Raw genomic sequence first — 14,249 nt, 5'->3', positions numbered from 1 at the left:
CCGCTTAGCGTAGGCGTGTGGCGAGCGAGACGCGGGAATGGCTGGAGTGGCGTGACGCCACCGAATACGCCCTCTACGGACCGGAAGGGTTCTTCCGCCGTACGGAAGGACCAGCCGGTCATTTCCGTACATCGGTGCACGCTTCCCCCCGGTACGCGGCGGCGGTCGCCGAGCTGCTGGCGCGGGTGGACCGGGCGCTGGGACACCCGGACGAGCTGGCCTTGGTGGATGTGGGCGCGGGGCGCGGCGAGTTGCTGACCGGCGTGCTCGCGTGCGCGGCGGGAATGCCCGCCCGGCGGGGCTCGCGGGGCTCCCGGCTGGGCGACCGGCTGCGCCCGTACGCCGTGGAGCGCGCGCCGCGCCCGCCCGGCCTCGACCCCCGGATCGCCTGGCTCGGGGACCTCGGCGAGCTGCCGCGCGACGGCCTCGACGGACTCCTCTTCGCCAACGAATGGCTCGACAATGTCCCCGTCGACGTGGTGGAGACCGACGCGGACGGCGCCTGGCGCCGGGTCCTGGTCGCCCCCGAGGACGGCGCCGAACGGCTGGGCGAGCCGGTGGGCGGCGCGGACGCGGACTGGCTGGCGCGCTGGTGGCCGTCGGCACGGGACGAGCCGGGGCTGCGGGCGGAGATCGGCCGGCCACGGGACGAGGCGTGGGCGGCGGCGGTGCGGGCCCTGCGGTCGGGGCTCGCGGTCGCCGTCGACTACGCGCACGAGCGCGGGGCGCGGCCCCTGTTCGGGACGCTGACCGGCTTCCGCGAGGGGCGCGAGGTGCGGCCCGTGCCGGACGGCTCCTGCGATCTGACCTCCCATGTGGCGATCGACGCATGCGCGGCGGCGGGCGCGGCGGCTCTGCGGGGCAGGGCGGCTCTGCGGGGCGGGGCGGCTCTGCGGGGCAGGGCGGCGGCGGATTCCTCGCTCACTGATCCCTCGCTCACCGACCCCCCGCTCACTGACCCCTCGCTCGCGCCCGTCGCCCTCCCCCAGCGCGACGCGCTGCGCGCCCTCGGCCTCAAGGGGCGGCGGCCGCCGCTCGCGCTGGCCACCGACGACCCGGCGGCGTACGTACGCGCGCTGAGCGGGGCGGGCGAGGCGGCGGAGCTGCTGGACCCGGCGGGGCTCGGGGGCTTCGCCTGGCTGCTGCAGCCGACGGTGGCGGCGTGCGGCGGGCTGCTGGGGCCAGGCCGGCGGGGTGGAGAAACGGCGGCTGAGAGACTGGGCTCATGACGGAGACGACAGTCGGCATCGGCGGTGCCGCCGAGAGCACCGACATGGTGCTCAACATCGGCCCGCAGCACCCGTCCACCCACGGCGTGCTGCGGCTGCGCATCGTCCTGGACGGGGAGCGGATCCAGAGCGCCGAGCCGGTGATCGGGTATATGCACCGCGGCGCGGAGAAGCTGTTCGAGGCGCGGGACTACCGCCAGATCATCATGCTCGCCAACCGCCACGACTGGCTCTCCGCCTTCTCCAACGAGCTGGGCGTCGTCCTCGCCGTCGAGCGGATGCTGGGCATGGAGGTGCCCGAGCGCGCCGTGTGGACGCGCACCCTGCTGGCCGAGCTGAACCGGGTGCTGAACCACCTGATGTTCCTGGGGTCCTACCCCCTGGAGCTGGGCGGCATCACGCCGATCTTCTACGCGTTCCGCGAGCGCGAGGACCTCCAGCACGTCATGGAGGAGGTCTCCGGCGGCCGGATGCACTACATGTTCAACCGGGTCGGCGGCCTCAAGGAGGACCTCCCGGCGGGCTGGCTCGGCCGGGCCCGCCAGGCGGTGGCCGAGGTCCGCTCGCGCATGGACGTGTACGACCGGCTGGTGCTCGGCAACGAGATCTTCCGGGGGCGCACCCGCGGGGTGGGCGCGCTGGCGCGCGAGACGGTGCACGCCTACGGGGTCAGCGGACCCATCGCCCGCGCCTCCGGCGTCGACTTCGACCTGCGGCGCGACGAGCCGTATCTGGCGTACGGGGAGCTGCGGGACACCCTGAAGGTCGTCGTCCGCGAGGAGGGCGACTGCCTGGCGCGCTTCGAGTGCCTGCTGGAGCAGACCCACAATTCCCTGGACCTCGCGGACGCCTGCCTGGACCGGATCGCGGAGCTCCCGCCGGGGCCGATCAACCAGCGGCTGCCCAAGGTGCTCAAGGCGCCCGAGGGCCACACCTACGCCTGGACCGAGAACCCGCTCGGCCTCAACGGCTACTACCTCGTCTCGAAGGGCGAGAAAACGCCGTACCGGCTGAAGCTGCGGTCGGCGTCGTACAACAACATCCAGGCGCTGACCGAGCTGCTGCCGGGCACGCTGGTCGCCGACATGGTGGCCATCCTCGGCTCGCTCTTCTTCGTCGTCGGCGACATCGACAAATGACCGGCGGGTACGGCGGCCCTACGAGATCGCGCTGCGCAGCTGGGGCATCTCGATGTGCTCGGTCTCGTCGTGCTCGGTCAGGTCGATGACCTCGCCCACGGCGCCCTTCCCGGCCTCCGCGAGCGTCTCCGCGCCGATCACGTCGGCGAGGTCCTCGTCCGGCGTCTCCGGGCGCTCGACGGGCTCAGCCGGCTCGGTCGACTCAGCCAGTTCGGTCGGCTCGGCGGGTTCGGTCGGCGCGAGCGACTCGGCGGCTGACTCGACGGGCTCCGGCTGCCGCTTCTTGGGCTGCTGCTTCTTCTGCGTGCCGAAGTAGTCGAAGCCGCCCTCGGCGCGGGAGGCGGCCCGGCGCGCCGCGGCGTAGGGCACCACCGCGGAGGCGGCCGTACGGGTGTGGGGCCGGGACTCCCCAGCCACGGGCTCAGCGGCAGCCGCCTGGTCCTCGACCGCCTGGTCCTCAACCGACCGGGTCTCAACCGACTGGTCCTCAACCGGCCGGTCCCCCATCGCACGGTCAGCTGCCGCGCGCTCGTCCACCGCGCGCTCCGCGCGGTCGCCTTCCGCCCGCTCACCTTCCGCTTCCGCGCGCTCCTCGGCGCGCGGCTGGCGCGGGACCCGCTCGCGCTCCTCGCGCTGCCTGCCCGCATTGCGCACCAGGTGACGCAGCGCCTCATCGGCCCGCGCGTACGCCTCGGCGGTCGGAGCACCGGCCACGGGGGCGCCGGCGGCCGGGACCTCGGAGGCCGACAGCTCGGACTCCAGCTCCCTGGCCGGGGCCGCGGCCTCCAGCGCCAGCCGGCGGCGACCCTCCAGGGCACTGGCCCGCTCCGTCTCGGCCGTGGCGTAGCGGCGCAGCAGCGAAGCGTGCTCGTTGCGCAGCCGGGCCAGTTCGGCCCGCTTGGCGCGCAGCTTGGCGTTGAGGGCGGTCTGCAGCTCGGCGGCCTTCTCGGCGTCCGCTTCGAGTTCGGCGATCCGGTCCTCGTACTTGAGCTCCTGCCGTGCGTTCTCGCTCGCGACCTCGGCGACCCGCCGCCCGGCGGAGCGGTCCCAGTTGCGCATCAGGACGGCACCGACGACCGCGGCGGCTGCCGCGGTCGCCGCGAGGCCACGGATCACGACCGTATCGCCGACCAGCCAGGCACCGGAGGCGCACGCTACTGACGCGGCTGCGACCGACAAGGGGGGAAGTAGCCTGTGCAGAGGTGGGGATTGGCGGTGGCGTCCACGTGGCATGGCCCGAAACTTACCGTGCGGGCGGCTCTTATGGGGCCCCGCCCCGCCAAATTCCGCGCCCGATCCGCCTTGGAACCGCCTTGGATCCGCGTCGATCCGTCATCGATCTGCTCGGGAACCACCGCGCATCCGCCGTCGATAGGCCGGTGAAGTGCGCGTCGGCCCTGACAATGCCTCATCCCGGGCCAGCACTTCACTAGTTCTTCACGAGACTAGTCCTTCACGAGTCCCTTCTCCTTCAGGTACTCCTCGGCGACGTCGGCCGCCTTGAGCCGCTGCGCGTCCACCTTCTTGTTGAGTTCGGTGAGATCGGCGGTGGTCAGTACCTCGTTGAGCTTGTTGAGCGCGTTCGTGATCTTCTTCGAGCCCGCGGACTTCGCATTCACGACGGGCAGGACGTTGTCGGCATTCTGCAGTTTCTTGTCGTCCTCCAGCAGAACGAGTCCGAACTGGCTGAGGGTGGCGTCCGTGGTCGTGGTCAGCACCAGCTGGTCCTTGCCGTCCTTGACCGCCTGCTTGGCCTGGACGCTGCCGACCTCTACGGAGTCGATGCCGGTGATGTCTATCCCGTACGTCTTCTCCAGGCCGGGCTGGCAGAAGGGGCGCTTGGGACATTCGTCGCCCGCCGCCAACTTGATCTTCTGCTTGGACTTTCCGAGGTCGGAGAGCGTCTTGAGACCGTGCTCCGAAGCGAAGTCCTTGCGCACCGCGAAGGCGTTCTGGTCGACGGCCTCGCCGGGCTGGAGCACCTTCAGCCCGCGCGGCTCGGCGAGTTCCCGGAGCGCCTTCACCGTGGCGTCGACATCCGGGGAGGCGACGGGCTTGGCTTTCGGCCCGTTCTTCTTCTGATTCAGATATTCGGCCATCGTGGCCGCGTACTCCGGCACGACATCGATCTCGCCCTTCTCCAGAACCGGTTCATACAGTTCACGCGAGTCGAGCGTCTTGATCGACGCCTTATAGCCGGCGTCCTCCAGCAGCCCCACGTACAGCGCCGCCAGGATCTTGGACTCGGTGAAGGTGGCGGAACCGACCACCACCGAGCCCTCACTCTTCTTCTCCAGGCTGTCGCCGCCGCACGCGGTGAGGCCGGCCGCCAGCGCCGTGACGGTCGCGGCCGCCCCGGCCACGCGGAAGATCTTGCTCATTGGGATTCCCCGTCCATAGATGACATGCGATGTCATGAGGTGTCATGAGACGTCACGAATATTCAGCGCGCCCACAACGCCGTGGACCACGCCTGTTCACGAGGGCCGACCTGCCGCACCGGTCAGGGCCGGCGTCTTCGGCGACTGGTCCGCGGGCGGGCGCCGCTCCGCGGCGGCCGCGGGCCGTACGCGCCTGCGGCGCATCGGGTCCAGCAGCCACTGGAGGCCGACGAACACGCCCTCGATCACCAGCGCGAGGGCCGCGACCAGCACCGCTCCGGCCACCACCTGGGGGGTGTCGGTGGTCCGGAAGCCCGCCGTGATGATACGGCCGAGCCCGCCGCCGCCGGGCAGCGCCGCGAGCGTCGCGGTCGCCACCACCTGCACGGCGGCCGAGCGCACCCCCGTCATGATCAGCGGGAAGGCGAGCGGCAGCTCGACCCTGGCGACCAGCTGACCGCCGGTCATCCCCATGCCGCGCGCTGCCTCGACGATCTCGCGGTCCGCCTCGCGCATCCCCACGTAGGCGTTGGTGAGCAACGGCGGGATGGCGAACAGCACCAGCGCGATGATCGTGGGCCAGTCGCCGTGCGTCCCCAGCGGGCTGAGCAGCAGCAGGACCAGGACCGCGAAGGTGGGTACCGCGCGCCCCGCGTTGGAGATGTTGACCGCGAGGGCGCCGCCCTTGCCGATGTGGCCGAGCACGACGGCGACCGGCAGGGCTATCGCGCACGAGATCGCCAGGCAGACGAAGGTGAAGTACAGATGCTGCCCGAGGCGGTGCCATACGCCGTCGGTGCCCGACCAGTGCGACCCGGTGGCCAGCCATGACCAGGCCTCGCCGATGACCCCCATCAGGCCGTCCTCGCCTTCTGCCGTGCCCTCTCCTGCGCTTTCTCCTGCGCCCTCTTCTGCGCCTTCCGCGCCTTCTTTGTTCCTCCTCGGGCCCATGGCGTGAGCAGCCGCTGCAGGAAGAGCAGCAGCACATCCGCCACGACCGCCAGCGCCACGCACAGCACCGACGCGGTGAGCACCTGGGCCTTGAAGAAGCTGCGCATGCCTTCGTAAACAAGATTGCCGAGGCCGCCGTAGCCGATGATCGCGCCGACCGTGGTGAGCGAGACGGTGGAGACCGTGGTGATCCGCAACCCGGCCATCAGCGCGGGCAGCGCGAGCGGCAACTCCACGCCGAACAGCAGGCGCACCGGGCCGTAGCCCATGCCGCGGGCCGCCTCGCGGGCCTCCTCGGGCACCGAGGCGAGCCCGGCCATGATGTTGCGCACCAGGATCGTCAGCGAATACAGCACCAGGCCGGTGATCACCACCGCGGCCGAGACCCCGAAGAAGGGCAGCAGCAGCGAGAACATCGCCAGCGAGGGCACCGTATAGAGGATCGTCGTCAGCCCCAGCACCGGACCCGCCACGGACCGCCATCGGCGGGCCAGCAGCGCCAGCGGAAAAGCGACCACGAAACCGATGGCGACCGACGCCACCGTGATCCACACATGCTGGACCGTCGCGTCCGTCAGCTCCTGACTGCGCGTACGTACATATTCCCCGCAGATCCAGTCATTGCTGATCAGGCAGCTCTGCCCGGCCACTCGGTCACCTCCCCGTCAGTATCCGGTGACCTGGCGACCCTAACCCCGGCCACCGACAATCTCGTCGGCTCGCCACACAACAGCAACAATTCAAACCTGGAATGCGGCCACAATGGGGAGTCATGATCCGCTTCGAGAACGTCACCAAGCGCTACGCCGACGGCACGACAGCCGTGGACGATCTGTCCTTCGAGGTCGCGGAGGGCGAGCTGGTCACGCTCGTCGGACCCTCGGGCTGCGGCAAGACCACCACCATGAAGATGGTCAACCGGCTCATCGAGCCGACCTCGGGCCGGATCTTCCTGGACGGCGAGGACATCACCGCGGTCGACCCGGTGAAGCTGCGCCGCCGCATCGGCTATGTCATCCAGCAGGTCGGCCTCTTCCCGCACAAGACCGTGCTGGAGAACACGGCCACCGTCCCGGCGCTGCTGGGCTGGCAGCGCAAGAAGGGCCGGGACCGCGCCGCCGAACTCCTCGACCTGGTCGGCCTCGACCCCTCCGTCTACGGCGACCGCTACCCCGACCAGCTCTCCGGCGGCCAGCGCCAGCGGGTCGGCGTGGCCCGGGCGCTGGCCGCCGACCCGCCGGTGCTGCTGATGGACGAGCCGTTCGGGGCCGTGGACCCGGTGGTCCGCGAGCGGCTGCAGACCGAGTTCCTGCGGCTCCAGTCCCAGGTGCGCAAGACGGTGCTGCTGGTGACCCACGACATCGAGGAGGCGGTCCGGCTCGGCGACCGCATCGCGGTGTACGGGGAGGGGCGGATCGAGCAGTTCGGCACGCCCGCGTCGGTACTGGGCGCGCCCGCCACGCCGTACGTCGCGGACTTCGTCGGCGCGGACCGCGGTCTGAAGCGGCTGTCCGTGACCCCCATCGAACCGGGCGACCTCGAACAGCCCCCGGTGGTCCACCTCGACGACCCGCTGGCCAAGGCCGCCGCCCGGCTGTCGGCCGAAGGGGCGCGCTGGGCCGTCGTACTGGACGACGCGGACCGGCTGCACGGCTGGATCCCGGCGGACGCGGCGGACGCGGCGGACGCGGCGGAGCAGGTGAGCAAGGAGGCGGCCGGAGGGACCGTACGGGACCACGCCCGCCGCATGGAGGCGTGGCTGCCGGTCGGCTCCTCGCTCAAGCAGGCGTTCAGCACCATGCTGCAGCACGACGCGGGCTGGATAGCGGTCCTCGACGACGACCGCTTCCTCGGCGTGCTCACCCCCGCCCGCCTCCACGAGGCGCTGCGCCGCTCGATCGACGCCGACGCGGGAGGCATCGCCCGGGCGGAGGTGGAGCTGCAGACGGTCGCCGACGTGTGAGCGGGAGCGGCGGCTCTCCGGCGGGGCGGCGGCTCGGCGGCAAGGCGGCGGCTCTCCGGCGGGGCGGCTCGGCGGCGGGCCGGGCCACTCGGCGCGTGCGGCTGCTCAGCGCGTGTGGCTGCTCGGCGCGTGTGGCTGCTCGGCGCGTGCGGCTCAGCGGTCGCTGAGGCGGCCGCCCAGCCACGCCAGCGCGCCGGGCACCTCGCGCTTCCAGGTGTTGAAGTTGTGGCCGCCGGTCTTCAGGATGATGGAGGAGATCCTGGTGGGCTCGCCCCTGCGGTTGACCTCCTTGACCTTCTCGATGAACTTCACGGTGTCCTTGTAGTTCTTCTCACCGTGCTCGCTGCTGGAGACCAGCAGGGACACCGGCGGCGCGGGCTTGTGGTCCAGCCGCCACATCAGGTTGTTCTCCCGCTCCAACTGCTTGCTGCCGCCGAACAGATCGCCGGTGGTCGCGTCGATCGGGGCCTTGTACGAGGGGGAGAGACCGGCCGCGGCGGAGAAGGTCTCGGGGTGGCGCATGGCCATCTTCAACGCGCAGTAGCCGCCGGTGGAATTCCCGATGACGCCCCAGTTGCGGGCGTGCTCGCCCACCCGGTAGTGGCCGGCCACGGCGGCCGGCACGTCCTTGGTGAAGAACGTCTCGGTCTGCGGGCCGCGGGGCACGTCCATGCACTCGGTGTCGCGCGGCGGGGCGATGGTGGGGCGCAGCATCACCAGGATCATCGGCTGCATCCGGCCGTCTTTGGCCAGTTTATGGGCGTTCTGAGGGTATTTCAGGCCGTTGATCAGCGCCTCGGTGGTGCCCGGGTACCCGGTCAGCACCAGCACGGCGGGGAAGACGCGCCGGGAGTACTCCGGCTGGAAGTACTCCGGCGGCAGATAGACATACGCCGGGCTGGCCAGCCCGGAGCGCGGCCCCTTGATGTTCACCTTCTCGATCCGCCCGGCGGCGGCCGGCGCCGAGCCGCCGGGCACGTTCATCTTCCGGATGTCGGTGACCTGCACCCGGGTGGAGCCCGGAGCGTCGTGGTTCACGACCACGCCCGGGGTCGTCTCGGTGCCGAACAGGTCCGACCAGGAGCCGTAGAAGCCGAAGGACTGGTTGGCGAACAGGCCGATCGCGGCGAACAGCGACACCTGTGTGACCAGGAGCATGCCGATCCGGCCGAACACCGGGGCCACTCCGCGCCGGCCGAGCCGCGGCCAGAGCCATACTGTGGCGCCGAACAGCAGCACCGACGCGACGACTGACAGCATCACGACGTTGTTGCTCGTAAGACCCATCACTGTCCCTCTGCCGGGCGGCCGGCTCCCCCGTGCCGCGATGGAACCCCGCCCCGTCAAACGCCGTCTTGGTAGGCGCGAATTGTCCAGATACTGCGTCAGAGACGGATCTCTAGACCGGAGCGACGGGAAAGCGAATGTCTGACAGTCAAGATGCCGAAAAGTCCGGAAGGGTTGCCTCCCGGGTGCGGAGGCGGCCGCACGGACCCCGGCCGGAGGCTGTGCCGACCGCCGTGGGCACCGCCTGCACGCTGATCGGGCTGTTGAACATCGTCTTCCCACGCATCCGCTACAGCAAGGTGCACGCCCTCGCCGACGTGCTGCCGGGCGCGGTGAGCTCGCTGGCCGCCGCCGCGTCCATCGTGGTGGGGCTGCTGCTGCTCATGCTGGCCCACGGCCTGAAGCGGCGTAAGCGGCGCGCCTGGGTCGCCGCTGTGGGGCTGCTGCCCGTCGGCGCGGCCGCCCAGCTGCTGTACCGGCACTCGATATGCGGGGCGGTCCTCTCGCTGGTGCTCCTGGCCGTCCTGATCCGCTACCGCCAGGAGTTCGCGGCGCTGCCGGATCCGCGCAGCCGCTGGATGGCGCTGGCCAACTTCGTGGTGCTGGGCGCGGTGAGCGTCGGCGTCGGGCTGCTGATCGTACGTTCGCACCCCGACGACGTCGTGGGACGGCCGTCGTTCAGGGAGCAGCTGGAGCATGTGCTGTGGGGGCTGTTCGGCTTCGAGGGGCCGGTCGGCTACCGGGACGGCACGGACTACACCGTCGGCTACTCCCTGGGCGCGCTCGGCCTGCTGACCGTCGCGACCACCGCCTACCTCGCCTTCCGCCCCGAGCACCCCGCCGCCCGGCTGACCCTCGCGGACGAGGAGCGGCTGCGCGCCCTGCTCGCCGACCACGGACGCCGCGACTCGCTGGGCCACTTCGCGCTCCGCCGCGACAAGGGTGTGGTCTTCTCGCCGAGCGGCAAGGCCGCGGTCTGCTACCGGGTCGTCTCCGGGGTGATGCTCGCCAGCGGCGACCCGGTCGGCGATGTGGAGGCCTGGCCCGGCGCCATCTCCCGCTTCATGGAGGAGGCGCGGGCGCACTCCTGGACCCCGGCGGTCATGGGGTGCAGCGAGACCGGGGGCGAGGTGTGGACCCGGGAGACCGGCCTTGACGCGCTGGAGCTGGGCGACGAGGCGATCGTGGACGTGGCGGACTTCACGCTCTCCGGGCGCGCCATGCGCAACGTACGCCAGATGGTCAAGCGCATCGAGCGGGCCGGGTACGAGACCCGGGTACAGCGCGCCTCCGACCTGAGCGAGAACGAGCTGGAGACCATCCGGAAGGCCGCCGCGGACTGGCGGGGCACCGACACCGAGCGCGGCTTCTCCATGGCGCTGGGCCGGATCGGCGACCCGGCGGACGGGGACGCGGTCATCGCCACCGCCCACAAGGCCCCCGAGGAGGGCGCCGAGCCCGGCCCGTACGGGGACCTCAAGGCCGTGCTGCACTTCGTGCCCTGGGGCCGGGACGGGATGTCGCTGGACCTCATGCGACGCGACCGCAGCGCCGACCCGGGCATGAACGAGCTGCTGATCGTCGCCTCGCTACAGGCGGCCGGGGGGCTCGGGGTCACCCGGGTGTCGCTGAACTTCGCGATGTTCCGCTCCGCGCTGGCGCGCGGCGAGAAGCTGGGCGCGGGCCCGGTGCTGCGGGGCTGGCGGGCGCTGCTGGTGTTCCTGTCGCGCTGGTTCCAGATCGAGTCGCTGTACAAGTTCAACGCCAAGTTCCAGCCGCGCTGGGAGCCGCGCTTCGTGGTCTTCCGCCACACGCGCGACCTGCCGCGCATCGGCCTGGCGGCGATGCAGGCCGAGGGCTTCGTCTCACTGGCCCTGCCCCGGCTGCTGCGCCGCGGGCGGCGCGCCGAGCCGAGGCCCTGCGCTCACCAGGTCGCTCGCTCGCGCGGCAGCCTCGAACAGGCCGCGTGACGCGCCCGCTCGACCGGGCGCGGACGAGGCAGGCAGGCCGGGTACGCCTAGGCTGGGGTCATGAGGACGTTGCGTGAACGGGGGCGGGTGGCCGGACTGCCGGAGTGGGACCGGTGCGCGGTGATGGGCGTGGTCAACGTCACGCCCGACTCGTTCTCCGACGGCGGGCGGTGGTTCGACACCGAGCTGGCCGTCAAGCACGGCCTGGATCTGGTCGCGGCCGGGGCGGACCTGGTGGACGTCGGGGGCGAGTCGACCCGCCCGGGCGCGCCCCGCGTCGACGAGGCCGAGGAGCTGCGGCGGGTGGTCCCGGTGGTGCGCGGGCTGGCCGCCGCGGGGGTGGTGGTCAGCGTGGACACCATGCGGGCCTCGGTCGCCGAGCGCGCGGTCGAGGCCGGGGCGCGGCTGGTCAACGACGTGAGCGGGGGCGGCGCCGACCCGGCGATGATCCCGGTGGTGGCCGCCGCCGGGGTGCCCTTCGTGGTGATGCACTGGCGCGGCCAGTCGATCGACATGAACAACCGCGCGGTCTACGGGGATGTGGTCGGCGAGGTCGTCGCGGAGCTGCGGGCGAGCCTGGAGCGAGCGGTGGTCGGCGGCGTCGATCCGGAGCGGATCGTGGTCGACCCGGGCCTCGGCTTCGCGAAGAACGCCGAGCACGACCTGGCGCTCGTCGCGCGGCTGGGCGCGCTGCGGGAGCTGGGGCGGCCACTGCTGGTGGCGGCCTCACGGAAGCGGTTCCTGGGGCGCGTACTGGCCGGGGACGGCGGCAGCCCGCCCCCCGCCCGGGAGCGGGACGCGGCGACGGCGGCGGTCTCGGCGATCGCGGCGCGGGAAGGCGCGTGGGCGGTGCGGGTGCACGAGGTGCGCGCGAGCGCCGACGCGGTACGCGTGGCCCGGGCGATCGAAGCGGCGGACACGGCGGACACGGCGGGAGCGGTGTGACTTCCCTGACGGACAGCGAGCGGGTGGCACTGGCCAACACCGCGCTGTACGAGGCCATGGAGCAGGGCGACCACGGGGCGATGTCGCAGCTGTGGCTCGACGACCCGGACAGTGAGATCTCCTGTGTGCACCCGGGCTGGCCGGTGCTGCGCGGGCGCGGCGAGGTGCTCCGCTCCTACGCGCTGATCATGGCGAACACCGAGTACATCCAGTTCTTCCTGACGGATGTGGAGGTGTCGATCATGTCCGACACGGCGATGGTGACCTGCACGGAGAACATCCTCAGCGGCGCCCCGGCGGAGGAGGAGGGCCAGCTCGGCCCGCTGGTCGGGCAGCTGGTGGTGGCCACGAACGTCTTCCGGCGGACCGAGGACGGCTGGAAGGTGTGGGCGCACCACGGGTCGCCGGTGCTGGCGGAGCAAGACGACGCGGCCGACGCCGCGGCGGACGCCGAGGGCCCGGACGACGACCCGGACCAGCTGCTGCCCTGAGCGCCGGCTGCCGCGCCCCCCTTTTTTCCCGGCTGCTGCCCCTCTTTTTGCCCGGCTGCGGTCCCTCCCTTTTCCGGCTCGCCTTCCGGCTCACTCGCCGGTTTTTTCGGCTCACTCGCCGGTGGTCCGCTCGTTCGAGGTGCGCCATGGGCGGGTAGGGGGAAGTGGCGCGGGGGCTCCCGGGAGCGCGCGCCACGGCCCCCCGTGGGCGAGTGCTGTCCTTGCTCGCAGGTAGATTCGAAGGAGGTGCCCCCGCCGACGGCGGGGGACAGGTGGTGCGTTCCGGGCAGATCGGACGTGCCCCGACCGACGACAGCAGGAGTGATTCGGGTGGATCGTGTCGCGCTGCGCGGCCTGAGGGCCCGCGGGCACCACGGGGTTTTCCCCCATGAGCGCGAAGAGGGCCAGACCTTCGTCGTGGACCTGGTGCTCGGCCTGGACACCCGGCCCGCCGCGGCCACCGACGACCTCACCAAGACCGTCCACTACGGCGTGGTGGCCGAGGAGGTCGTGGAGGTGGTGGAGGGGGAGCCGGTCGCCCTGATCGAGACCCTCGCCGACCGGATCGCCGAGCGGTGCCTCAAGCACGAGCAGGTGCGGGAGGTCGAGGTCGTGGTGCACAAGCCGGAGGCCCCGATCACCGTGCCCTTCGACGACGTGACCATCACCATCACCCGGAGCCGAGCATGAGCAGCAGCGACCCGACCGTGCAGCCCGTCCCAGCCTCCGTCGTGGAGCGGGTGGACGCCGCCGATGTGACGTTGTCGAACCCGAAATGGGCGGTGATCTCACTCGGCAGCAATCTGGGCAACCGCCTGGAGACCCTCCAGGGCGCGGTCGACGCGCTGGAGGACACCCCGGGCCTGCGGGTCAAGGCGGTCTCGCCGGTGTACGAGACCGAGCCGTGGGGGGTGGACCCCGGCGCCCAGCCGACGTACTTCAACGCGGTGGTGCTGATCAAGACGACGCTGCCGCCCTCATCGCTGCTGGAGCGGGGACACGCCATCGAGGAGGCCTTCGAGCGGGTGCGCGACGAGCGCTGGGGCCCCCGGACGCTGGATGTGGACATCGTCACGTACCAGGACGTGATCTCCGACGACCCGGTGCTCACCCTGCCTCACCCCCGTGTGCACGAGCGTGCCTTCGTGCTCGTCCCCTGGCACGACGTGGACCCGGGGGCCGAGGTCCCGGGGCTCGGGGCGGTCTCGCGGCTGCTGGCCGAGGTGGGCCAGGACGGCGTACAGGTGCGTGCGGACCTGGAACTGCGGCTGCCCGAATAGACGTTGATCTCGTGGATTCCGCGATCCCGTAGATTCCGCGCGACGACGTACGACTTCGCGATTACGTACGACTTGAGGGGCGACCGCTCGGTGAGGCAACTTCGGATCAGGGTGCTGGTCGGGCTGTTCGCCGTGGCCGGCGTGGTGTCATGGGCGGGCGCCCGGCTGTGGGACACGCTGGGCTCGCTGCCCAGCGTGCCGGTGGCCGCGCCGATCGTGCTGGCCCTGATCGCGGTCGTGCTGACCGCGACCGCCCTGTCCCTGCGGGCCCGGCTGCGGGCCCAGCGCGAGCGCCGGCCCGGCGCGAAGGGCGTGGACCCGCTGGTGGCCGCCCGCGCGGTGGTCTTCGGCCAGGCGAGCGCGCTGGTGGCGGCGCTGGTCTCGGGGATGTACGGCGGCGTCGGCGTGTTTCTGCTGATGGAGCAGCTCGATGTGCCCGCCCGCAAGGACCAGGCGATCTACGCGGCGGCTTCGGTGCTGGCGGGGGCGGCCGTGGTCGCCGCCGCGTTCTTCATCGAGCGGGTCTGCAAGCTGCCCGAGGACGACGACACCGGGAACGGGCCGGGCGCGGCGGCCCGGGCGTAGGCCAGCCGCGCCCTTGGGTCCTGCCGGG

General features: G+C 71.9%; 14 protein-coding genes. 9 read left to right on the top strand and 5 right to left on the bottom strand.

What is annotated here, in order from left to right:
* Nucleotides 1–17: 17 nt before the first annotated feature.
* Together ACWY4P_RS28315 and ACWY4P_RS28310 are read left to right on the top strand one after the other, a co-directional pair.
* The gene (locus ACWY4P_RS28315; protein ID WP_456203155.1) at nucleotides 18–1,229 is read left to right on the top strand and encodes an SAM-dependent methyltransferase; all 1,212 of its coding nucleotides are present in this window, start codon (nucleotides 18–20) and stop codon (nucleotides 1,227–1,229) included.
* Nucleotides 1,226–2,368, top strand: a complete 1,143-nt coding sequence (locus ACWY4P_RS28310; RefSeq protein WP_456203154.1) for an NADH-quinone oxidoreductase subunit D — start codon at nucleotides 1,226–1,228, stop codon at nucleotides 2,366–2,368. The genes ACWY4P_RS28315 and ACWY4P_RS28310 overlap by 4 nt, the downstream gene beginning before the upstream one ends.
* Before the next feature lie 18 nt (nucleotides 2,369–2,386).
* Here the strand turns inward: ACWY4P_RS28310 and ACWY4P_RS28305 are convergent, their stop codons facing one another.
* The 4 genes from ACWY4P_RS28305 to ACWY4P_RS28290 form a co-directional block, all read right to left on the bottom strand.
* On the bottom strand, nucleotides 2,387–3,484 hold the full coding sequence (locus tag ACWY4P_RS28305; protein WP_456203153.1) for a hypothetical protein: 1,098 nt from the start codon (nucleotides 3,482–3,484) through the stop codon (nucleotides 2,387–2,389).
* Nucleotides 3,485–3,813: 329 nt separating this feature from the next.
* Nucleotides 3,814–4,749 (bottom strand): ABC transporter substrate-binding protein, encoded by a 936-nt coding sequence (locus ACWY4P_RS28300; protein ID WP_456203152.1) that lies wholly within the window; start codon nucleotides 4,747–4,749, stop codon nucleotides 3,814–3,816.
* A gap of 96 nt (nucleotides 4,750–4,845) precedes the next feature.
* Nucleotides 4,846–5,604, bottom strand: a complete 759-nt coding sequence (locus tag ACWY4P_RS28295; RefSeq protein WP_456203151.1) for an ABC transporter permease — start codon at nucleotides 5,602–5,604, stop codon at nucleotides 4,846–4,848.
* Nucleotides 5,604–6,350: an ABC transporter permease gene (locus tag ACWY4P_RS28290; RefSeq protein ID WP_456203150.1), complete on the bottom strand. Its 747-nt coding sequence runs from the start codon at nucleotides 6,348–6,350 to the stop codon at nucleotides 5,604–5,606. Before ACWY4P_RS28290 ends, ACWY4P_RS28295 begins: the two co-directional genes overlap by 1 nt.
* Nucleotides 6,351–6,472: 122 nt before the next feature.
* On the opposite strand from ACWY4P_RS28290, the gene ACWY4P_RS28285 reads away from it, so the two are divergent.
* A complete protein-coding gene (locus ACWY4P_RS28285; protein ID WP_456203149.1) occupies nucleotides 6,473–7,663 on the top strand; it encodes an ABC transporter ATP-binding protein in 1,191 nt (396 codons plus the stop codon).
* A gap of 153 nt (nucleotides 7,664–7,816) precedes the next feature.
* On the opposite strand, the gene ACWY4P_RS28280 is transcribed toward ACWY4P_RS28285, so the two are convergent.
* Nucleotides 7,817–8,950: an alpha/beta hydrolase gene (locus ACWY4P_RS28280; protein WP_456203148.1), complete on the bottom strand. Its 1,134-nt coding sequence runs from the start codon at nucleotides 8,948–8,950 to the stop codon at nucleotides 7,817–7,819.
* Between the two features lie 137 nt (nucleotides 8,951–9,087).
* On the opposite strand from ACWY4P_RS28280, the gene ACWY4P_RS28275 reads away from it, so the two are divergent.
* The 6 genes from ACWY4P_RS28275 (at nucleotide 9,088) to ACWY4P_RS28250 (ending at nucleotide 14,221) form a co-directional block, all read left to right on the top strand.
* Nucleotides 9,088–10,920 carry a phosphatidylglycerol lysyltransferase domain-containing protein gene (locus ACWY4P_RS28275; protein WP_456203147.1) on the top strand — a complete coding sequence of 611 codons (1,833 nt, stop codon included), beginning with the start codon at nucleotides 9,088–9,090 and terminating at the stop codon, nucleotides 10,918–10,920.
* A 60-nt stretch (nucleotides 10,921–10,980) separates the two neighbouring features.
* A complete protein-coding gene (gene folP, locus ACWY4P_RS28270; RefSeq protein ID WP_456203146.1) occupies nucleotides 10,981–11,865 on the top strand; it encodes a dihydropteroate synthase in 885 nt (294 codons plus the stop codon).
* Complete coding sequence (locus tag ACWY4P_RS28265) at nucleotides 11,862–12,356, top strand: nuclear transport factor 2 family protein (RefSeq protein ID WP_456203145.1); 495 nt, start codon at nucleotides 11,862–11,864, stop codon at nucleotides 12,354–12,356. Before folP ends, ACWY4P_RS28265 begins: the two co-directional genes overlap by 4 nt.
* Nucleotides 12,357–12,686: 330 nt before the next feature.
* Nucleotides 12,687–13,046 (top strand): dihydroneopterin aldolase, encoded by a 360-nt coding sequence (gene folB / locus ACWY4P_RS28260; RefSeq protein WP_319691417.1) that lies wholly within the window; start codon nucleotides 12,687–12,689, stop codon nucleotides 13,044–13,046.
* Nucleotides 13,043–13,636 carry a 2-amino-4-hydroxy-6-hydroxymethyldihydropteridine diphosphokinase gene (gene folK, locus ACWY4P_RS28255; RefSeq protein WP_456203144.1) on the top strand — a complete coding sequence of 198 codons (594 nt, stop codon included), beginning with the start codon at nucleotides 13,043–13,045 and terminating at the stop codon, nucleotides 13,634–13,636. The genes folB and folK overlap by 4 nt, the downstream gene beginning before the upstream one ends.
* Nucleotides 13,637–13,726: 90 nt before the next feature.
* Nucleotides 13,727–14,221: a DUF3180 domain-containing protein gene (locus tag ACWY4P_RS28250; RefSeq protein ID WP_456203143.1), complete on the top strand. Its 495-nt coding sequence runs from the start codon at nucleotides 13,727–13,729 to the stop codon at nucleotides 14,219–14,221.
* Nucleotides 14,222–14,249: the final 28 nt, after the last annotated feature.

Source organism: Streptomyces sp. LZ34 (assembly GCF_053890475.1).
Note: the sequence above shows the minus strand (reverse complement) of the source record. Positions and strands in the feature narration are given on the sequence as shown.